This window comes from Burkholderia sp. SIMBA_062 (genome assembly GCF_046534765.1).
GTDB classification, from domain to species: domain Bacteria; phylum Pseudomonadota; class Gammaproteobacteria; order Burkholderiales; family Burkholderiaceae; genus Burkholderia; species Burkholderia ambifaria.
Map to the genome: position 1 here is coordinate 1 of NZ_JAWRYD010000023.1, position 19,106 is coordinate 19,106.

Sequence of the window (19,106 nt, forward strand, 5' to 3'; positions counted from 1 at the left end):
TCAGATAGGTGAGGTGGCTGGAAAGCATCGCGCCAGAAGTTAACACCTCTGCGCAGCGTTTACAACCACTCCTTCCCCAAAACAAAAATGCCGTTCAGTGGCTTAACTGAACGGCATTACCGCCTAGGCGGGCTTTTTCGCGATCGCAGGAAACAGGAACGCCCGCCGAAGCGGGCGCCCCTTGCCGGTCACGCCGGATTTACGCTGCTGCCTGCAGACCCTTGACGGCCGCGGCGAGGCGGCTCTTGCTGCGAGCGGCCTTGTTCTTGTGAACGATCTTCTTGTCGGCGATCGTGTCGATCGTCTTCACGGCAGCCTTGAACAGCTCGGCAGCCTTTGCCTGGTCGCCGGCTTCAACAGCCTTGCGAACCGACTTGATCGAGGTACGGAATTTCGAGCGCAGCGCCGAGTTGTGCGAATTTGCCTTCGCGGCTTGGCGGGCGCGCTTGCGTGCTTGTGCGGAGTTAGCCATGACGGTTCCTTATCCTGTCCTGTTTCCAGAGCTTGGAGCCTGACGGCCAAGCGCTGCTTTTCGATCCGTCCCCTGAGAACGATTGCCCAGGGGCGCATTAAAAACGGTGATTTTAACCGAGGCCGAGACATGAAAACGACAGGTGCCGTGCATGTAACAGGCTCAGAAACCGGCAATTATAGCAACAAAATCAAGCGCGTGGCAAGTTCAACGTAACGCCCGCCGGGCGGAGGCGCCGGCGCCGCCTGTCCTTTTCGGCATCCGTCCGTGCCGGGACACGCAACGTCCGTATAATAAGCGCCCCATGAATCTATTCCGAGCCCTGCTGACGGTCAGCGGCTTCACGCTGCTGTCGCGCGTGACCGGACTGGCCCGCGAGACGCTGATCGCCCGTGCGTTCGGCGCCAGTCAATACACCGACGCGTTCTACGTCGCCTTCCGTATTCCGAACCTGCTGCGCCGCCTGTCCGCCGAAGGCGCGTTCTCGCAGGCGTTCGTGCCGATCCTGGCCGAGTTCAAGAACCAGCAGGGGCACGATGCGACCAAGGCGCTCGTCGACGCAATGTCGACCGTCCTCGCGTGGGCCCTCGCCGTGCTGTCGGTCCTCGGGATCGCCGGCGCGTCGTGGGTCGTGTTCGCGGTCGCCTCCGGCCTGCATACCGACGGGCAGGCATTCCCGCTCGCGGTCACGATGACGCGGATCATGTTCCCGTACATCGTGTTCATCTCGCTGACGACGCTCGCGTCCGGCGTGCTCAACACCTACAAGAGCTTCTCGCTGCCCGCGTTCGCGCCGGTGCTGCTCAACGTCGCGTTCATCGCCGCGGCCGTGTTCGTCGCGCCCCATCTCAAGGTGCCGGTCTACGCGCTCGCGTGGGCCGTCATCGTGGGCGGCGTGCTGCAATTCCTCGTGCAACTGCCGGGGCTGAAGAAGATCGACATGGTGCCGCTGATCGGCATCAACCCGCTGCGTGCGCTGCGCCACCGGGGCGTGAAGCGCGTGCTCGCGAAGATGGTGCCCGCGACGTTCGCGGTGTCGGTCGCGCAGCTGTCGCTGATCATCAACACCAACATCGCGTCGCGGCTCGGGCAGGGCGCGGTGTCGTGGATCAACTACGCCGACCGCCTGATGGAGTTCCCGACGGCGCTGCTCGGCGTCGCGCTCGGCACGATCCTGCTGCCAAGCCTGTCGAAGGCGCACGTCGACGCCGACACACACGAGTATTCGTCGCTGCTCGACTGGGGGCTGCGCGTCACGTTCCTGCTCGCGGCGCCGAGCGCGCTCGCGCTGTTCTTCTTCGCGACGCCGCTCACCGCGACGCTGTTCAACTACGGCAAGTTCGACGCACATACCGTCACGATGGTCGCCCGCGCACTCGCGACCTACGGGATCGGCCTCGTCGGCATCATCCTGATCAAGATCCTCGCGCCGGGCTTCTATGCGAAGCAGGACATCAAGACGCCGGTGAAGATCGCGATCGGCGTGCTGATCGTCACGCAGCTGTCGAACTACGTGTTCGTGCCGCTGATCGGTCATGCCGGCCTCACGCTGAGCATCGGCGTCGGCGCGTGCCTGAACTCGCTGCTGCTGTTCCTCGGGCTGCGCAAGCGCGGCATCTACCAGCCGTCGCCGGGCTGGCCGCGCTTCTTCGTGCAGCTCGTCGGCGCGGCGCTCGTGCTCGCGGGGCTGATGCATTGGTGCGCGATCAGCTTCGACTGGACCGGCATGCGCGCGCAGCCGCTCGATCGCATCGCGCTGATGGCCGCGTGCCTCGTGCTGTTCGCTGCACTATATTTCGGTATGTTGTGGGTAATGGGCTTCAAATACGCTTACTTCAGAAGGCGCGCCAAGTGACGACCGCAATGACCCGCGTCCTCGACTACTTCAGCACGCTCGTGGCGGACGACGACAGCCTGCCCGTCACCGAGACCGCGCTGTCGCTCGCACAGGACGCCTATCCCGACCTCGACCTGCAGGGCACGCTGGCCGAACTCGACATGCTGGCCGCGCGGCTGCGCCGCCGGCTCGCCGACGATGCGAACCTGAAGGACCGCGTCGCCGCGCTCAACGAGTTCTTCTTTCGCGAACTCGGCTTCGCGTGCAATCACAACGATTACTACGACCCCGATAACAGCCACCTGAACGCGGTGCTGAAGCGGCGGCGCGGGATTCCGATCTCGCTGTCGGTGCTGTACCTCGAGCTCGCCGAGCAGATCGGCGTGCCGGCGCGCGGCGTCTCGTTCCCCGGCCATTTCCTGCTGCGCGTGACGCTGCCGGACGGCGACCTGATCATCGATCCGACCAACGGCCATTCGCTGTCCGAAGCCGAGATGGTCGAGATGCTCGAGCCGTACGTCGCGCGTGCGGCGGGCGCGGTCGACAGTGCGTTGCGCGCGTTGCTGCAGCCGGCCACGAGCCGCGAGATCATCGCGCGGATGCTGCGCAACCTGAAGACGATCTATCTGCAGACGGAACGCTGGCAGCGGCTGCTCGCGGTGCAGCAGCGGCTCGTGATCCTGCTGCCGGAGCAGCTCGACGAGGTGCGCGACCGCGGTTTCGCGTATGCGCGGCTCGACTACCTGCGCCCCGCGCTCGAGGATCTCGAGCAGTATCTCGGCGAGCGGCCCGATGCGGACGACGCAACCGTCGTCGAATCGCAGGTGACGGAATTGCGCCAGCGGATGCAGCGCGACGACGAGGACTGAGCCGCTGGCGCGGCGCCGGCTGAGTCCGGCGCCTGGAGCCTCCAACGAAACGCCCGCATTTCAATTGCGGGCGTTTTTTGTTTGCAGTTGTTTGCACTTATTTCGGCTGCATCCGGATCGCGCCGTCGAGGCGGATCACTTCGCCGTTGAGCATCTGAGGTCGGCGAGCACGACCTTGCCGCCTGCCTGCGCGAGCATGCGGGCCGTTCCGGCGCCGAGGCCGGATGCACCGCCCGTGATCAGAAAGACGTTGCCGCGAATCTCCATCACTGTCTCCTTGGTTGGATCCGATGCCGGTCGGCACCTGCGTTCGATCGATTGTACGGGGCGCCGCCGGGCGCCGGCGCGACCGGCACGCTCGTGCGAATCGAGGTCAGCCGAAGCGGATGAAGCAGACGAAAAAAAACCGCCCGGAAAGGGCGGCTTGCGGGGGCACGACGCGGTGCTTACTTCAGTGCGTCAAACGCGCGCTCGCGGATTTCGTCGACGGTGCCGAGGCCCGAGATCTTGCGATACTGCGGGGCCTTCAGGCCGTTTTCCTCGCCGCGCTGCGCCCAGTCGCCGTAGTACGTGATCAGCGGCTTGGTCTGCGCTTCGTACACTTCGAGACGCTTCTTGACGGTTTCTTCCTTGTCGTCGTCGCGCTGGATCAGCGGTTCGCCCGTCACGTCGTCCTTGCCCTCGACCTTCGGCGGGTTGAACTTCACGTGGTACGTGCGGCCCGATGCCGGGTGCGTGCGGCGGCCGCTCATGCGCTCGACGATTTCCGAGAACGGCACGTCGATTTCGAGCACGTAGTCGATCGCGACGCCGGCGTCCTTCATTGCGTCAGCCTGCGCGATCGTGCGCGGGAAGCCGTCGAACAGATAGCCGTTCGCGCAGTCGGCGTCCTTCAGGCGCTCCTTCACGAGGCCGATGATCAGCGCGTCCGGCACGAGCTTGCCGGCGTCCATGTAGCCCTTCGCCTCGACGCCGAGCGGCGAGCCGGCCTTGACGGCCGCGCGCAGCATGTCGCCCGTCGAGATTTGCGGGATGCCGAACTTTTCCTTGATGAAGTTTGCCTGGGTGCCCTTTCCCGCGCCGGGCGCGCCCAACAGGATCAAACGCATGGTGATATCTCCAGAATGTAGATTCGTATGGCGAGACGCAAAAGCGCCGGCGACAGCGTGCGCGGGGCTTGCCTGGCGCGCGGCGGACCGGTCTGACGCGGCGCGTCGGCTAAAAGCGACGCGCGGCTGCCGGGACGGGCCGTGGCGGGTCAAGCGAGAACGCGCGGGTCGCGGACGGCTCGCACAATCGCCTGATTATGCCACGGGTTATTTTGAAGCCGGACGAAAAAGGGCCTGCACGCGTGCGAGATCGGCCGGCGTGTCGATGCCGGCTTCGGGCGCGTGCTCGGTAATCAGCACGGCAATGCGCTCGCCGTGCCACATCGCGCGCAGCTGTTCGAGCTGCTCCGCCTGCTCGACCGGCGCCTGCGCAAGCGACGGATAGGTGCGCAGGAAGCGCGCGCGATACGCGTAGAGGCCGATGTGGCGATGGACCGGAAAGGCCGGTGGCGGCATGGCCGCGACGTCGGGCCAGTGCGGCTGATAGGCGTCGCGGCTCCACGGAATCGGCGCGCGCGAGAAGTACATCGCGACGTTGCGCGCGTCGAGCGCGACCTTCACGATGTTCGGGTTGAACACGTCGGCCGCGTCGTGGATCGGGTGCGCGGCGGTCGCGATCGCGCAGTCCGGATGCGCGGCGAGGTGCGACGCTACGTCGCGCACGAGCACCGGGTCGATCAGCGGTTCGTCGCCCTGCACGTTGACGACGACGGTGTCGTCGCTCCATCCGAACGTCGCGGCGACTTCCGCGAGCCGGTCGGTGCCGGACGGATGGTCGGCGCGCGTCAGCACCGCTTCGAAACCGTGATCGCGTGCCGCGTCGAGCACGCTCTGCGCGTCGGACGCGACGAGCACCTGCTGCGCGCCCGCTTCGCGCGCGCGCTCGGCGACGCGCACGACCATCGGCTTGCCGCCGAGATCGGCGAGCGGCTTGTTCGGCAGGCGCGTCGACGCGAGCCGGGCAGGAATGACGGCGATGAAGGGCTGCTGATGAGTCATCGGGGCTGGGCGGTGAGAAGGGCTGGGGCGGGCGACGCGTCGAAAGCAGGCCGCCCGGCAGGGTTCGGCACGCGGCCGCGGCGAATCGCGGCCGCGCGCCGGTGCAGCGGTGCGGCGTTCAGCTGCCGGCCGGGCCGGCGGGGTCGACCGGCGTGCCTTCGACGGTCTGGCGTGCTTCGTCGACGAGCATCACGGGGATGCCGTCGCGGATCGGGTAGGCGAGCTTGTCCGCATTGCAGATCAGCTCCTGCGCGGCGCGGTCATAGTGGAGCGGGCCTTTGCAGATAGGGCACACAAGGATTTCAAGCAGGCGAGCGTCCACGGAGTTTCTCCACAACGAGGGCAATGAGGCGAGGATCGAGCGCGGCTTCGACGGGGACGACCCACAGCCGAGCGTCGCGCCAGGAAGCGCCCAATTTTACTGCATCCTTCTCGGTGATCAGGATGGCGTCGACTGCGTCGTCGACGAATGGATTGTCGGCGAATGCGTAATGGTCGGGCAGCGCGCGCGTCGCCGGCGCGAGGCCGGCCGCGCGCAGCGTCGCGAAGAAGCGTTCCGGCGCGCCGATGCCGGCCGCGGCGAGCACGCGCTCGTTCGCGAACTGCGACAGCGGGCGGCGCAGCGCCGGCTGGTCGAGGTGCCACGCGGCGCCCGGCGTCAGCGCGAGCGCATAGGTGTCGGGCCACGGCGGCAGCGCGCCGCTGTACGGATCGTTGACGAGCGTCGCGTCGCGGTGGCGCGACAGCGGTTCGCGCAGCGGGCCGGCTGGCAGCAGGAAGCCGTTGCCGCCGAGCCGGTGGTCGAACACGACGAGTTCGACCGTGCGCGCGAGGCGATAGTGCTGCAGACCGTCGTCGCTGACGATCACGTCGACTTCCGGGCGCGCGGCGCGCAGCGCCTGGGCGGCCGCGACGCGGTTGGGACACACCCACACGGGCGCATCGGTGCGGCGCGCGATCAGCAGCGGTTCGTCGCCGGCCGCGCTCGCGCGCGATGCGGGCGTGACCGCGGTGGGCGCCTTCACGTTCGCGCCGTAGCCGCGCGACACGACGCCCGGCGTGAACCCGGCCGCGCGCAGCGCATCGACGAGCGCGATCACGGTCGGCGTCTTGCCGGTGCCGCCGACGGTCACGTTGCCGACCACGACGACGGGCACGCCGACGTCGACCGGTTGCTTCCAGCCCTGTGCGTAAGCGGTACGGCGCAGCGCCGCGCACAGGCCGAACACGCACGCGAACGGCGTGAGCGCCCACGCGAGTGCGCCGCGTCGCTGCCATTCGCGTGTGAGGCGCGCTTCGAGCCGCGCGAGCGGGCCGCCGGGCGCGCTCATCGGGCCGGGCGCGGCGTGTCGTGCGCCGCGGCGTGGGACGGATTCGTCAAGACGGATTCTCCGTTGCGCGGCGCATGCCGCAAGATCTTCGGAAGGCGGCACTCTAGCGCGTGGCACGCGGGCGCGGCAAGCATGGCCGGGCGACGCAACCGACGGGGCCGGATCGGGGCGGGCTGTGGATAACTCTGTGAAGAACTTCCCGCCTGTCCGCGCCAAACGCCCGCCGGGCGGACATCGAATCGGTCCAGAATTAATTCGTAAGCTTTAAAAATATATAAAAATCAAGGTGTTGTAAGCAATTGTCTGGGTTTTTCGGCGGTTTTCCAGCGTTTTTGGCGGACGATTGCCAGAGTGTGGACACATTTCGCGCAGCGCGGCGCGCATGGTCGGCGCTGGACGTCGGGCGCGTGTCGGACTATCGTGTCGCCGCCAGCACTCATTCGATCGCCCATGCTTTCCGACTCTCCTTTTTCTGTTCCCGGCGCCACCCGCGGTGGCGACGAAGTGATTCCCGTTTCGGCGCTCAATCGCGCGATTTCGACGATGCTCGAGCGCTCGTTTCCGCTGCTGTGGATTTCGGGCGAAGTGTCGAATTTCACGCGCGCCGCGAGCGGTCACTGGTATTTCTCGATCAAGGACCAGCAGGCGCAGATGCGCTGCGTGATGTTTCGCGGTCGTGCGCAGTATGCGGAATTCACGCCGCGCGAAGGCGACCGGATCGAGGTGCGCGCGGTCGTCACGATGTACGAGCCGCGCGGCGAAGTGCAGCTCAATGTCGAGGCCGTGCGGCGCACCGGGCAAGGGCGGCTGTACGAGGCGTTCCTGCGGCTGAAAGCGCAGCTCGAGGCCGAAGGCCTGTTCGCGCCCGAGCGCAAGCGGCCGCTGCCCGCGCACCCGCGCGCGATCGGCATCGTCACGTCGCTGCAGGCCGCCGCGCTGCGCGACGTGGTGACCACGCTCGCGCGCCGCGCGCCGCACATCCCGGTGATCGTCTATCCGGCGCCCGTGCAGGGCGCGGGCTCGGCCGAGAAGCTCGTCGCGGCCGTGCAGGCCGCGAACGCGCGGCGCGAGGTCGACGTGCTGCTGGTCTGTCGCGGCGGCGGGTCGATCGAGGATCTGTGGTCGTTCAACGATGAAGCGCTCGCGCGCGCGATCGCCGCGAGCGAACTGCCGGTCGTCAGCGGCGTCGGCCACGAAACCGATTTCACGATCGCGGACTTCGCGGCCGACCTGCGCGCGCCGACGCCGACCGGCGCGGCCGAGCTTGCGAGTCCGCAGCGCGCGTTGCTGTTGCGCGAGGTCGCCGAGCGGCAGCGCGCGCTCGCGCGCTGCCTGGAACGCGGGCTCGAGCAGCGTGCGCAGCAGCTCGACTGGCTCGCACGCCGGCTCGTCAGCCCGGCCGAACGGCTGCGGCGGCAGCGCACCCACGTCGAGCAACTGGCGGTGCGGCTCGCGTCGGCGGCGTCGCGGCCGGTGCGCGACGCGCGTGCGCGTTTCGCGCTCGCGCAACTGCGCTGGCAGCGCGCGCGGCCCGATCAGACGCAGGCGCGCCATGTGCTCGCAGGGCTGTCGCAGCGTCTCACCGTGGCGTTGCAGCGCCGTCACGAGCGCGACACCGCGCGGGTCTCGGCCTGCGCGGCGCGGCTCGAGGTGCTGAGCCCGCAGCGCACGCTCGAGCGCGGCTACGCGGCGCTGATCGACGCGCAGACCGGCCGCGCGGTGCGCGCGCCGAGCGCGCTGAAGCCGCAGCGCCGCCTGACCGTGCATCTCGCCGAAGGCTCGGCCGACGTGTCGCTTGCCGACGTGCAGCCGCGGCTGACCGATTCGATCTGACGGGGGCGGCGCACGCGAACCGAAGGTCGCGCGCGCGGCGTACCGGATCTCCCGCTCGCGCCGCGCGCGGGAACGCGGGAACGGATGCTGCGCATCGTCGTCTCGTCCTGCAGGATGAAGCGCCAACGCCGATTTTCTGCATACCGCGGATAAATGCCCGTGAGTTTGCGGGGATATTCGGACTCGCCTACAATCGGACGCTCGGCAGCATCCAACACAGCCTCCCTACATACTCAACGAAGGAATCGCCATGGCTCATACGCTCCCGCCGCTCCCGTACGCTGAAGACGCACTCGCGCCGACCATCTCGAAAGAGACGATCGAGTACCACTACGGCAAGCATCACCAGGCTTATGTGACGAACCTGAACAATCTGATCCCCGGCACGGAATTCGAAAACCTGTCGCTGGAAGAGATCGTGAAGAAGTCGTCGGGCGGCATCTTCAACAACGCCGCGCAAATCTGGAACCACACGTTCTTCTGGAACAGCCTGTCGCCGAACGGCGGCGGCGCACCGTCGGGCGCGCTGGGCGACGCGATCAACGCGAAGTGGGGTTCGTACGACGCGTTCAAGGAAGCGTTCACGAAGGCAGCGGTCGGCACGTTCGGTTCGGGCTGGGCATGGCTCGTGAAGAAGGCCGACGGTTCGCTCGACATCGTGTCGACGAGCAACGCCGCAACGCCGCTGACGACGGCCGACAAGCCGCTGCTGACGATCGACGTGTGGGAACACGCGTACTACATCGACTACCGCAACGCACGTCCGAAGTTCGTCGAAGCGTTCTGGAACATCGTGAACTGGGACTTCGCAGCGAAGAACTTCGCGTAAGTCCCCGTGTTCCGCATGCCTATGCGGCACGCGGCACCCCAAAGAAAGCCCTCGTAACGAGGGCTTTTTTGTTTTCGTCGGACGTGAATCGACACCCGACATTCGCCGGCTCAGGCAATCATCCCCGACAACCATCCGAGCGCCGCGCTTGCGATCACGACGGCCCACGGCGGCACGCGCCAGAACACGAGTGCGACGAACGCGACGAGTGCGGCCGCGAAATCGCCTGGCGACGCGATCGTGTCGCTCCATACCGGGTGATAGAGCGCGGCGAGCAGCAGCCCGACGACCGCCGCGTTCACGCCCGCCAGCGCGGCCTGCATGCGCGTGCTGCGGCGCAGGCGTTCCCAGAACGGCGCGGTGCCGGCCACAAGCAGGAACGACGGCGCGAAGATCGACACGAGTGCGATCGTCCCGCCGAGCCAGCCATTCGGCGCGTCGCGCAGCGACGCACCGAGGAAGGCCGAGAATGTGAAGAGCGGCCCCGGCACGGCCTGCGCGACACCGTAGCCCGCCAGGAACGCCGAATCGCCGACCCAGCCCGGCGCGACGACGGCGGCCTGCAGCAGCGGCAGCACCACGTGGCCGCCGCCGAACACCAGCGCACCGGTGCGGAAGAACGCGTCGACGACGGCGAGCGTGTTCGAATGGAACGCGCGGGCCGCGAACGGCAACACGACGATCAGCGCGGCGAACAGCGCGAGCCACAGCAGGCCCGCGCGGTGCGACACATGCAGCGGCAACGGATCGTGCGCGCCGCGCTCGGGCTGCGGCAACAGCACGAGACCGGCGATACCTGCCGCGCCGATCACGGCAACCTGCAGCCACGCGGCCGGCACGAGCAGCGCGATGGACGCCGCGATCGCCATCAGCGTGACGCGGCGCGCATCCGGGCACAGCGTGCGCGCCATGCCCCACACCGCCTGCGCGATCACCGCGACCGACACGATGCGCAGCCCGTGCAGCGCGCCGGCGGCGACCGGCATGCCCGTCGCATGCACGCCGAGCGCGAACAGCATCATCAGCAGCGCCGACGGCAGCGTGAAGCCGAGCCATGCGGCGAACATCCCCGCATAGCCCGCGCGCGCGAGGCCGATCGCCATCCCGACCTGGCTGCTCGCCGGCCCCGGCAGGAACTGGCATAGCCCGACAAGATCCGCATAGGCGCGCTCGGTCAGCCAGCCGCGCCGCGTGACGAACGTATCGCGGAAGTAGCCGAGATGCGCGACGGGGCCGCCGAACGACGTGAGGCCGAGCCGCAGGAACGCGACGAACACGGGCCAGGCGTGGCGGGACGGGGCGGTGACGGTCGACGTGTTCAAGCGCGGATGGGAAGGGGGGACGAGCCGCCACGATAGCGCAATGCCATGACGGCGGGAATGCGATGTTGCGGCGCTTGCGCGGCGGTGTCAGTCCGTGCTGCCGGGCAGTCCGCTCGCGCGGCGCAGCGCGTCGACGTCGACGAGTTCGATCTCGCCGACGTGCAGCCGCACGACGCCGTCGGCTTGCAGCGCCTTCAGCAGCTGGTTGGTGGTCTGCCGCGTCAGCGACAGCATCGCCGCAAGCTTTTCCTGCGACAGCCGGATGTGCGTGCGGCCGGCGCTGATCCCGCGGTAGCCTTCGGCGATCATCAGCAGCCGCGCGGCGAGCCGCTGCGCGGCCGGCATCACGCTCATCGATTCGACGGCCAGGAAGCTCAGCCGAAGCTTTTGCGCCATCAGCAACCCGAACTGCCGCCAGTATTGGGGCGTCGTGTCGAGAATCGCGAGCAGCGCGGCCTGCGGGACGTGCAGCAGCAGCGTGTCGTCGAGCGCGATCGCATCGTGGGCGCGCGGCTTGCCGTCGAACAGCGCGATCTCGCCGAACCACGTGACGGGTTCGGCGACCGTCAGCAGCGCTTCCTTGCCCTGCGGATCCACCGCGCCTATGGTGAGGGAACCGGCCAGCACCGCATACAGCCCGCATGGCGGGTCGCCGCGGTGGAACAGCGCGTGGCCGGCCGGCAGGCGCCGCACCGCGGCGCGGGCGAGCAGGTCGGCGCGCAACGCGGGCGGCAGCGCGGCGAACCACGGGTGCGCTTCGATCTGCGGCAGGTAGGGGACGAGCGACGAGGGCATGGGCGCGCGATGTCGGGTAGCTGACAGAGGTTCACGGGCGTGACGCGCATCATAGCGCCCAATGATCGTTCGGGAGACACCATGAAGACGCTCGAGGACCACCTTTCCCAGTATGCGGCCTACCATCGCGACGCGCGCAACATCGCGACGCACCTGGTCGGTATTCCGATGATCGTGTTCGCGGTCGCGGTGCTGCTGTCGCGGCCGGCGCTCGGCACGCCGGCCGGCATCGCGCTGTCGCCTGCACTGTTGCTCGCCGTGGCGTCCGTGATGTTCTACCTGCGCGTCGACCTGCGCTTCGGCGTCGTGATGACCGGGCTGTTCGCGCTCGGCCTGTGGGCCGCGCAGACGCTCGCGTTGCTGCCTACCGCGCAGTGGCTCGGGATCGGCATCGGTGCGTTCGTGGTCGGCTGGATCGTGCAGTTCGTCGGGCACTGGTTCGAAGGGCGCAAGCCCGCGTTCGTCGACGATCTGGTCGGCCTGATCGTCGGGCCGCTGTTCGTCGTCGCGGAAGTCGCGTTCTTCGCGGGCCTGCGCGGCGACGTGCGCCGCGAAGTCGAGCGGCGCTCGGGGCCGGTCCACGGCGGCGCGCATTCGCATGTCTGACACGTCGGCTGCCCCCGTCTGCGTGTTCGGCTGTTATCGCGGCTGATATCTCGGCGGCCGGCTCGCGGCGGCCGGTACGCCGGTGGCGCTCATCGGCCGCGCCCGAATCGGCGACGCGATTCGGGCGAACGGGCGCGCTCTGGGGCGACTGACGGCCGAGGCGACCGGCGCGATGCGGCATGCGAGCGGCGTTGGGCCACGCACCGCGCGCCATACCACGCGCGATACGCAACGGCTAAGATGCGGAATGCGTCGCACGATCAGACGCGTACGCGGAGCAATCGCCATGGTGGATCGCCCGACGCTCGATGCCTACGAAGCCCATGCCGCGCAATACGCGCAGGACTGGCTCGACCAGGCCGCCCCCGACGACATGTATGCGCTGCTCGAGCAGTATTTCTCGCCGGGGCCGACGGCCGATGTCGGCTGCGGCGCGGGGCGCGACACCGCCTGGCTTGCTTCGCAAGGATTCGACGTGCGCGGCTACGACGCGAGCGCCGCGCTGCTCGCGCAGGCGCGCTTGCGGCACCCGTCGCTGACGTTCGAGCTGGCCACGCTGCCGGCGCTCGCCGGCGTGCCGTCCGGCGCGTTCCGGAACGTACTGTGCGAGACGGTCGTGATGCATCTCGAACAGGCCGATGCGGCCGCGGCGGCCGCACGGCTCGCCGCGCTGCTGATGCCCGGCGGCACGCTGTACCTGAGCTGGCGGGTGGCCGGCAACGGTGCGTTGCGCGACGAGCGCGGCCGCTTGTACACGCCGCTCGATTCGGCGCGCATGCGTGCGGCACTCGGCGCCGGCATGCAGGTGATCGACGAGCATGAAGTCGTCAGCGCATCGTCGGCCAAGCGCGTGCACCGGCTGATCGCGCGCCGGGCCGGCGACGTCGGCGGCGCCGCATGAGCGCGGCGCCCAACTTCATTCGCGGTTGAGCGCCGCTTCCCAGTTGATGTCGACGCACAGCACCTGCATGCCGGTCGCGACCGGCGCGGCGATCGATGCGGTCACGCACAGGTGCGCCTCGTTGATCGACAGGTACGGCGGCGTCAGATGCACGCGGCCCGGCGCGCGCATCGCGTGGCTGAAGTAGGGGCGGCGCTCCCAGCTCGCGCCTTCCGAATGCAGCAGCGGCCGGAAGCGTTTCGCCCGCTGCGATACGCTGCCGCGCGCGAGCACGTTGTCGCCGATCTGGCGGCCCGATGCATCGAGCAGGAAGCAGCGCGCGGTTTCCGGCAACCCCAGCACGGCGCCGGCGGCGTCGATCAGCGGCTCGCCGGCGGCGAGCTTCTGGCTCGCTTCCTCCAGCGCGGCGACATACGGCGCGAGGCGTTCGGCCTGCGTGCGCTCGCGTTGCGCGACGCGCAGCCGCAATGCGGCCGACAGCGTGTCCATGCAGCCGGCGGCGGCCTGCGGCTGGACGGGATCGACGCTCGGCCCCGCGAAATACTGCCCCTGCACGAAATCGACGTCGCATTCGAGCGCGATCAGCGCGTCGCGCTCGGTCGAGAGCCCGCCCATCAGCACGAGCTGGCCGGATTCGTGCAGCAGCGACACGAGCCCCGGCAGCACGCGTTCGAGATGCGAGTGCTCGCTCGCCTGCGCGAGGATGCCGCGATCGAGCGTGACGATGTCGGGGTGCAGGTGCCACACGCGGTCGATGTTCGAATGCTTCGCGCCGAAGCCGCCGAGTGCAATCAGGAAGCCGGCCTTGCGCAACCCGTCGACGATCGCCGCGTAGCGCGGCGTCTCGCCGCCCGCCTGTTCGGGCACCTCGAGCACCACGCGATGCGGCGGCAGGCCGAGCGCCTTCAGGTTCGCGAGCAGCGCGTCCCCGTAGACGGTGTCCATCAGCGCGGCCGGATGCAGGCTCAGGAAGAGCCATTCGTCGTGACTGTCGAACGCGTGGAAGTTGCCGAGGTGCAGCGATTCGGCGAGCCGGCCGAGCTCGAGCAGGTCGCCGCGCCGCGCCGCCTGCGTGAACACCTCGTGCGACGCGACCTGGCGGCTTTCCTCGTCGTGCGCGCGCAGCGACGCGTGATAGCCGATCGCGCGGCGGTGCGACACCGAGAAAACCGGCTGGAACACGCTGAACACGGTGTACGCGCCGTACAGCACGGTGCGCCGCTTTCCGTCGTCGCCGGCGACGGGGCGGGGCGGCTGGAAGCCGGGGGGATCGATGTCGATCATGCTCATGATGTCGGCCGAAGGGAGACTGCCAGTTTACCTACAGAATAGGTGAGCAAGAAGTATGCACGGCATCGTGCCCCGTGCGGCGGGCCGCCGCGGCCGCCGCCTGCCGCGCAGTGCAGCATGGCCGCACCGACATGGTGCGCGCCGCGCCGTCGTGGCGATCGCGGCGGCGCGCGCCGGACGCTACGCGTCACGCGCGTTCGGACGGGTCGGTCTTTTGCGCGCGGCCGCGGATTTCCGGGGCGAGCTGCGCGAAGATCCACGCGGACGCGGCCGTGATGATCCCGACGCAGATGAAGGTCGCATGGAACGCGGGCAGCGTGTTGCTCGGCGTCACCGTGCGCAGCATCCCGGTGAAGGTTGCCAGCAGCGCACCGGCGACCGTGACGCCGAGGCTCATCGACAGCATCTGCACGAGCGAGAACAGGCTGTTGCCGCTGCTCGCGCCGCCGGTGCCGAGATCCTTCAGCGTCAGCGTGTTCATCGCGGTGAACTGCATCGAGTTGAAGCCGCCGAACAGCGCAAGGTGCACGACCTTCACCCATACGGGCACCGTGTCGTGCATCAGCGCGAAGCTCGCCATCATCACGCCGACCATGATCGTGTTCGCGAGCAGGACCTTGCGGTAGCCGTGCCGCGTGATCAGATTCGTGACGATGCGCTTCGAGAACATCCCCGCCGCCGCGACCGGCAGCATCATCAGCCCCGCCTCGAACGCCGAATAGCCGAGGCTCACCTGCAGCAGCAGCGGGATCAGGTACGGCATCGCGCCGCTGCCGATCCGCGCGAACAGGTTGCCGAGCAGGCCGACGCTGAACGTATGGATCTTGAACAGTTCGAGCGAGAAGATCGGCTGCGGCGCGCGCACCGCGTACAGTCCGTACGCGACGAAGCACGCGAGGCTCAGGATCAGCAGCACGAGCACGGCCGCGTGCTGCATGCCGAGATCGGCGAGCCCGTCGAGCGACAGCGAGATCGCGACCATCCCGATCGTGAGCAGCAGATAGCCCTTCAGGTCGAAGCGGCCGACGGCCGGATTGCGCGAGTCGGGCATCGAGTAGAAGGTCGCGATGCAGCCGGCGACGCCGACGGGCACGTTGATCAGGAAGATCCAGTGCCACGACGCGATCTTCACGAGCCAGCCGCCGAGCGTCGGCCCGATCAGCGGACCGATCAGCCCGGGAATCGCGACGAACGACAGTGCGGACAGGTAGCGTTCGGCCGGGAACGTGCGCAGCACGGCGAGCCGCCCGACCGGCAGCAGCATCGCGCCGCCCACCCCCTGCACGACGCGGAACACGACGAGCTGCTGCAGCGTATGCGCGTTCGCGCACAGCAGCGAGCCGAGCGAGAACACCAGGATCGCGCTGAAGAACACGCGCCGCGTGCCGAACGTGTCCGCGAGCCAGCCCGAAACGGGAATCATCACCGCCATCGTCAGCGAGTACGCGATCACGACCGACTGCATCCGTAGCGGCGATTCGCCGAGACTCACGGCCATCGACGGCAGCGCCGTGTTGACGATCGTCGCATCGAGCGTCTGCATGAAGAAGCCCGTCGCGACGAGCCACAGCATGACGGTGAGATTCTTTTCGCCGGGAGCGGCGGCGGGAGGGCGTTGGAACATGGGGGCGGACCGGGGCGTGAAACAGCCGCCATTGTAGGCAAAGCCGCCGGAACACGCAGAATGGGGGCCGGGAGGGCCAGCCGTCAGGACACGCAACCGGGCGGACGCCCGTCCGTCGGCGGACCGGTACAGTTCAGCCGAAAGTGTCTGCAGGCGTATCTGTCCCTGTGTTGCCGCTGTCCGGAATACTGGCGTCATCGAACCCACGCGACCCGGAGGCCCCATGCGCGAACTGCGACTCTACGAGATGGACGGCAACGAGCCGGCCGCGCGGTGGCGGATCGTCGATTGCACCGCGCTGCAGGTTGCGGACGGCGACCTGTGGGTGACGGTCGAGGGCCGCCCCGACGATCACTGGCTGCGCGCCGGCGAGTCGCTGGCGCTGTTGCCCGGCATGCGCGTATGGATCAGCGCGGCGGCGGGCGGGGCGGTGTTCGCATTCGGCCCGCAGGCGGCGCCGGCCGTGCACGCCACGCCGAGCGCGTGGCGACGGTTCGCCGCATGGCGCGCCGGCCGCGCTCAGGCCGTCGCATCGCTGCCGACGTAGCGCGCGCGAGGCCGGATCAGCTTGCCGTCCGCATACTGTTCGAGCGCGTGCGCGATCCAGCCCGCGGTGCGGCCGGCCGCGAACAGCGTGAACGCGGCGCCGTCGGGCAGCGCAAGCGTGCGCTCCAGCACGGCCAGTGCGAAATCGATCGCGGGGCGCAGGCCGGTCGCCGCTTCCACACGCGCGACGAGCGCACGCGCCACTTGGAGCGGCGCCCGGTCGGGCAGCGTCGCGTGCAGTGCGTCGAGCAATGCGCGGGCACGCGGATCGCCGTCGGGATAGAGCGGGTGCGCGAAGCCGGACAGAACCGTGCGTGTGCCGTCCGCGCGTTCGTCGTGCGCGACGCGCAGCGCGAGATAGCGGTCGAGGTCGGCGGTACGCGCCGCTTCGTCGAGCAGGGCGCCCGCACGGAACGTCTCGCCGCCGTGGCGCGGGCCCGATAGCGCGGCGAGGCCGCCCGCGATCGCGCCGAACAGGTGGGTGCCGGTCGATGCGATGCAGCGCACCGCAAAGGTCGACGGATTCAGCTCGTGATCGGCGCACAGCACGAGCGCGCGGCGCAGCAGGTCGGCTTCGTCGCGCCGCCGGATGCGCCACGCGGCGGCGAGCTGCCGATGCACGGGCGCGTCATTCGGCGTGCTGCCCGCCAGCGCGGCCGCCGTCACGCGCAGCAGCAGCGTTGCCGCGTCGAACTGCGCGTCGCGCCCCTGCGCCCACAGGCGCGGCAGCGACGCGGCCGCGGCCGGGAGCAGCACCAGCGTGCGCTCGAGCGGCGCCAGGTGCGCCCAGCGGCGAGCCCAGTCGTCCCACTGCGCGGCGTCGAAACCGGCCGACGCCGGCGATGCGGCGGCGAGCCGCGTGAGCGGACAATCCCACAACCGGGCGGCCGCTTCTTCGAGCGTCGCGGCGTTCGCGAGCGCGATTGCATCGGCGCCGCGGTAGTGCAGGCGGCCGTCGGCGATCTGCGTGATACGCGATTCGAGCACGGGCACGCCCCAGTCGAGCGAGCGTTCGGCGACGCCGCCCGCGCGTTTTGCATCGGCGCGACGGCGCGCGAGCAGGCGCACCTCATCCGCGTCGTAGCGGCGGCGCTTGCTCGCGCCGTCGGGCAGCGAGCGCAGCAGGCCGCGGCTCACATACGCATAAAGGGTGCTCACGCTGACACCGAGGATGCCGGCGGCTTCCGGCGCGCTGAGGGACGTCATGCGGATCGCTCCTGTCGGGGCGCATGAAACGCAGCCCGGCTACAACTATTCGTTATGCATTGATTCGCGCAATCAAGATTGATCGCACCCGTCGCGAATTCTAGACTCGATTCAGTCTCCTCAACGGCGTGCTTTCACCATGACACCCGAACTCGCATTGACCCGTTTGTGGCAAGTCGCGCACGGCGCGCCTGACGCGCTGGCCCGCGCGGCCGTGACGGGGCAGGACCCGACGCTGCCGTCGACGTTCCACGTCGGCACGCTGGCCGCGGCGACGATCGCGGCAGCCGGCCTCGCAGCGGCCGAATGTCACCGGCTGCGCACGGGTGTCGCGCAGCGCGTCGACGTGTCGATGCGCGACGCGCTCGTCGCGTTCCGCAGCGAACGCTACCTGCGCGTGGACGAGGGCCCGCCGCCGGAGCCGCGTCATCCGGTGACGGGCTTCTACGACACGCGCGACGGACGTTGGATCCAGCTGCATGCGAACTTTGCGCATCACCTGCACGGGATTCTCGACGTGCTCGGCTGCGGCTCGCGGCGCGACGACGTTGCCGCGGCGATCCGCACGTGGGACGGCGCGGCGCTCGATACCGCGCTGGCCGAGGCCGGCCTGTGCGCGGCATTGATCAGAACCCCTGACGAATGGGCTTCGCACGATCAGGCGCGTGCGCTCGCGTCGCTGCCGCTGTTCGAGATCGAGCGCATCGGCGATGCACCCGTCGAGGCGATCGGACGCGGCGAGCCCGACCAGCCGCTCGCGGGCGTGCGCGTGCTCGATCTCACGCGCATCATCGCGGGGCCGGTCGCGGGCCGCACGCTCGCGTCGCACGGCGCGCAAACGCTGCTCGTCAACGGCCCGCACCTGCCGAACATCGCGTCGCTCGTGATCGACAACGGGCGCGGCAAGCGCTCGACGTGGATCGACCTGCGCGAGCCGGCGGGCGTTACCGCGTTGCGCGATCTCGCACGCCACGCCGACGTATTCCTGCAGGCCTATCGCCCGGGCGCGCTCGCCGCGCGCGGGTTCTCGCCGCAGGCGCTCGCGGAACTGCGGCCCGGCATCGTCTGCGTGTCGGTGTCCGCGTATGGGCACGCGGGGCCGTGGTCGATGCGGCGCGGCTTCGACAGCCTCGTGCAGTCGGCGAGCGGCATCGCATGGAGCGAGCAGCGCGCGGCGCACGCGGACGGCCCGCGCCATCTGCCGTGCCAGGCGCTCGATCATGCGACGGGGTATCTGGCCGCGTTCGGCGCGATGATCGCGCTCGCGCGGCGGGCGACGGAAGGGGGAAGCTGGCACGTGCGGTTGTCGCTCGCGCAGACGGGGCGCTGGCTGCAATCGTTCGGCGTGGTGCCGGACGGTCTGCACGCACCGGAACTTACGCCTGAGGACGTGCGCGACCGGATCGACCGGAGCGCGTCGCCGTTCGGCACGATCGGTGCGGTGCGCTCGGCCGAACGCCTGTCGGCGACGCCGCCGCGCTTCGCTCGGCCGCCCGTTCCGCTCGGCACGGACGGCGCGCGCTGGCTGTGAGCGCCG

The 19,106-nt window shown here is 69.2% G+C and carries 18 protein-coding genes and 1 pseudogene; 8 read left to right on the plus strand and 11 right to left on the minus strand.

What is annotated here, in order from left to right; translation table 11 throughout:
- Nucleotides 1–199: 199 nt before the first annotated feature.
- The gene (rpsT, locus tag SB786_RS23480; RefSeq protein ID WP_006762077.1) at nt 200–472 is read right to left on the minus strand and encodes a 30S ribosomal protein S20; all 273 of its coding nucleotides are present in this window, start codon (nt 470–472) and stop codon (nt 200–202) included.
- Nucleotides 473–776: 304 nt separating this feature from the next.
- On the opposite strand from rpsT, the gene murJ reads away from it, so the two are divergent.
- A complete protein-coding gene (murJ, locus tag SB786_RS23485; protein WP_410729585.1) occupies nt 777–2,327 on the plus strand; it encodes a murein biosynthesis integral membrane protein MurJ in 1,551 nt (516 codons plus the stop codon).
- Between the two features lie 8 nt (nt 2,328–2,335).
- Nucleotides 2,336–3,178 (plus strand): SirB1 family protein, encoded by an 843-nt coding sequence (locus tag SB786_RS23490; protein ID WP_410729586.1) that lies wholly within the window; start codon nt 2,336–2,338, stop codon nt 3,176–3,178.
- A 156-nt stretch (nt 3,179–3,334) separates the two neighbouring features.
- Here SB786_RS23490 and SB786_RS23495 read toward each other — a convergent pair.
- The 5 genes and pseudogenes from SB786_RS23495 to lpxK form a co-directional block, all read right to left on the minus strand.
- Nucleotides 3,335–3,445 (minus strand): annotated as a pseudogene (locus SB786_RS23495) (3-hydroxyacyl-CoA dehydrogenase); the annotation flags it as partial.
- Between the two features lie 179 nt (nt 3,446–3,624).
- On the minus strand, nt 3,625–4,287 hold the full coding sequence (adk, locus tag SB786_RS23500) for an adenylate kinase (RefSeq protein ID WP_006750937.1): 663 nt from the start codon (nt 4,285–4,287) through the stop codon (nt 3,625–3,627).
- A 207-nt stretch (nt 4,288–4,494) separates the two neighbouring features.
- The gene (gene kdsB / locus SB786_RS23505) at nt 4,495–5,286 is read right to left on the minus strand and encodes a 3-deoxy-manno-octulosonate cytidylyltransferase (protein ID WP_410729587.1); all 792 of its coding nucleotides are present in this window, start codon (nt 5,284–5,286) and stop codon (nt 4,495–4,497) included.
- A gap of 118 nt (nt 5,287–5,404) precedes the next feature.
- Nucleotides 5,405–5,608 carry a Trm112 family protein gene (locus SB786_RS23510; protein ID WP_006750935.1) on the minus strand — a complete coding sequence of 68 codons (204 nt, stop codon included), beginning with the start codon at nt 5,606–5,608 and terminating at the stop codon, nt 5,405–5,407.
- The gene (gene lpxK, locus SB786_RS23515; protein WP_410729588.1) at nt 5,589–6,617 is read right to left on the minus strand and encodes a tetraacyldisaccharide 4'-kinase; all 1,029 of its coding nucleotides are present in this window, start codon (nt 6,615–6,617) and stop codon (nt 5,589–5,591) included. The genes SB786_RS23510 and lpxK overlap by 20 nt, the downstream gene beginning before the upstream one ends.
- Before the next feature lie 450 nt (nt 6,618–7,067).
- Here lpxK and xseA point away from each other — a divergent pair, with 450 nt between their 5' ends.
- On the plus strand, nt 7,068–8,450 hold the full coding sequence (gene xseA / locus SB786_RS23520) for an exodeoxyribonuclease VII large subunit (protein WP_410729589.1): 1,383 nt from the start codon (nt 7,068–7,070) through the stop codon (nt 8,448–8,450).
- Nucleotides 8,451–8,700: 250 nt separating this feature from the next.
- Complete coding sequence (gene sodB / locus SB786_RS23525; protein WP_044848579.1) at nt 8,701–9,279, plus strand: superoxide dismutase [Fe]; 579 nt, start codon at nt 8,701–8,703, stop codon at nt 9,277–9,279.
- Between the two features lie 110 nt (nt 9,280–9,389).
- On the opposite strand, the gene chrA is transcribed toward sodB, so the two are convergent.
- Both chrA and SB786_RS23535 read right to left on the minus strand, forming a co-directional pair.
- Complete coding sequence (gene chrA / locus SB786_RS23530) at nt 9,390–10,601, minus strand: chromate efflux transporter (protein ID WP_410729590.1); 1,212 nt, start codon at nt 10,599–10,601, stop codon at nt 9,390–9,392.
- An 87-nt stretch (nt 10,602–10,688) separates the two neighbouring features.
- Nucleotides 10,689–11,396, minus strand: coding sequence for a Crp/Fnr family transcriptional regulator (locus SB786_RS23535; protein ID WP_410729591.1), 708 nt, complete (start codon nt 11,394–11,396; stop codon nt 10,689–10,691).
- A gap of 81 nt (nt 11,397–11,477) precedes the next feature.
- Between SB786_RS23535 and SB786_RS23540 the strand changes: the two genes are divergently transcribed.
- Both SB786_RS23540 and SB786_RS23545 read left to right on the plus strand, forming a co-directional pair.
- Nucleotides 11,478–12,002, plus strand: a complete 525-nt coding sequence (locus tag SB786_RS23540; protein WP_410729592.1) for a DUF962 domain-containing protein — start codon at nt 11,478–11,480, stop codon at nt 12,000–12,002.
- Between the two features lie 286 nt (nt 12,003–12,288).
- Nucleotides 12,289–12,903, plus strand: a complete 615-nt coding sequence (locus SB786_RS23545) for a class I SAM-dependent methyltransferase (RefSeq protein ID WP_410729593.1) — start codon at nt 12,289–12,291, stop codon at nt 12,901–12,903.
- Nucleotides 12,904–12,918: 15 nt separating this feature from the next.
- On the opposite strand, the gene SB786_RS23550 is transcribed toward SB786_RS23545, so the two are convergent.
- Complete coding sequence (locus SB786_RS23550) at nt 12,919–14,193, minus strand: EAL domain-containing protein (RefSeq protein ID WP_006760955.1); 1,275 nt, start codon at nt 14,191–14,193, stop codon at nt 12,919–12,921.
- A gap of 187 nt (nt 14,194–14,380) precedes the next feature.
- Nucleotides 14,381–15,817 carry a multidrug transporter subunit MdtD gene (gene mdtD, locus SB786_RS23555; protein ID WP_410729594.1) on the minus strand — a complete coding sequence of 479 codons (1,437 nt, stop codon included), beginning with the start codon at nt 15,815–15,817 and terminating at the stop codon, nt 14,381–14,383.
- Between the two features lie 223 nt (nt 15,818–16,040).
- Between mdtD and SB786_RS23560 the strand changes: the two genes are divergently transcribed.
- Nucleotides 16,041–16,364 (plus strand): DUF2917 domain-containing protein, encoded by a 324-nt coding sequence (locus SB786_RS23560; RefSeq protein WP_410729595.1) that lies wholly within the window; start codon nt 16,041–16,043, stop codon nt 16,362–16,364.
- Here the strand turns inward: SB786_RS23560 and SB786_RS23565 are convergent.
- Entirely contained in the window at nt 16,337–17,569 is a 1,233-nt protein-coding gene (locus SB786_RS23565; RefSeq protein ID WP_410729596.1) for a citrate/2-methylcitrate synthase, read from the minus strand. The two genes, SB786_RS23560 and SB786_RS23565, sit on opposite strands and share 28 nt — an antisense overlap.
- Before the next feature lie 139 nt (nt 17,570–17,708).
- On the opposite strand from SB786_RS23565, the gene SB786_RS23570 reads away from it, so the two are divergent.
- A complete protein-coding gene (locus tag SB786_RS23570; RefSeq protein WP_410729597.1) occupies nt 17,709–19,100 on the plus strand; it encodes a CoA transferase in 1,392 nt (463 codons plus the stop codon).
- Nucleotides 19,101–19,106: the final 6 nt, after the last annotated feature.

Bases quoted from the DNA above. Each gene is read 5' to 3' on its own strand.
- rpsT (WP_006762077.1), bottom strand. From the start codon at position 472: ATGGCTAACTCCGCACAAGCACGCAAGCGCGCCCGCCAAGCCGCGAAG.
- murJ (WP_410729585.1), top strand. From the start codon at position 777: ATGAATCTATTCCGAGCCCTGCTGACGGTCAGCGGCTTCACGCTGCTG.
- SB786_RS23490 (WP_410729586.1), top strand. From the start codon at position 2,336: ATGACCCGCGTCCTCGACTACTTCAGCACGCTCGTGGCGGACGACGAC.
- adk (WP_006750937.1), bottom strand. From the start codon at position 4,287: ATGCGTTTGATCCTGTTGGGCGCGCCCGGCGCGGGAAAGGGCACCCAG.
- kdsB (WP_410729587.1), bottom strand. From the start codon at position 5,286: ATGACTCATCAGCAGCCCTTCATCGCCGTCATTCCTGCCCGGCTCGCG.
- lpxK (WP_410729588.1), bottom strand. From the start codon at position 6,617: ATGAGCGCGCCCGGCGGCCCGCTCGCGCGGCTCGAAGCGCGCCTCACA.
- xseA (WP_410729589.1), top strand. From the start codon at position 7,068: ATGCTTTCCGACTCTCCTTTTTCTGTTCCCGGCGCCACCCGCGGTGGC.
- sodB (WP_044848579.1), top strand. From the start codon at position 8,701: ATGGCTCATACGCTCCCGCCGCTCCCGTACGCTGAAGACGCACTCGCG.
- SB786_RS23535 (WP_410729591.1), bottom strand. From the start codon at position 11,396: ATGCCCTCGTCGCTCGTCCCCTACCTGCCGCAGATCGAAGCGCACCCG.
- SB786_RS23540 (WP_410729592.1), top strand. From the start codon at position 11,478: ATGAAGACGCTCGAGGACCACCTTTCCCAGTATGCGGCCTACCATCGC.
- SB786_RS23545 (WP_410729593.1), top strand. From the start codon at position 12,289: ATGGTGGATCGCCCGACGCTCGATGCCTACGAAGCCCATGCCGCGCAA.
- SB786_RS23550 (WP_006760955.1), bottom strand. From the start codon at position 14,193: ATGAGCATGATCGACATCGATCCCCCCGGCTTCCAGCCGCCCCGCCCC.
- mdtD (WP_410729594.1), bottom strand. From the start codon at position 15,817: ATGTTCCAACGCCCTCCCGCCGCCGCTCCCGGCGAAAAGAATCTCACC.
- SB786_RS23560 (WP_410729595.1), top strand. From the start codon at position 16,041: ATGCGCGAACTGCGACTCTACGAGATGGACGGCAACGAGCCGGCCGCG.
- SB786_RS23565 (WP_410729596.1), bottom strand. From the start codon at position 17,569: ATGACGTCCCTCAGCGCGCCGGAAGCCGCCGGCATCCTCGGTGTCAGC.
- SB786_RS23570 (WP_410729597.1), top strand. From the start codon at position 17,709: ATGACACCCGAACTCGCATTGACCCGTTTGTGGCAAGTCGCGCACGGC.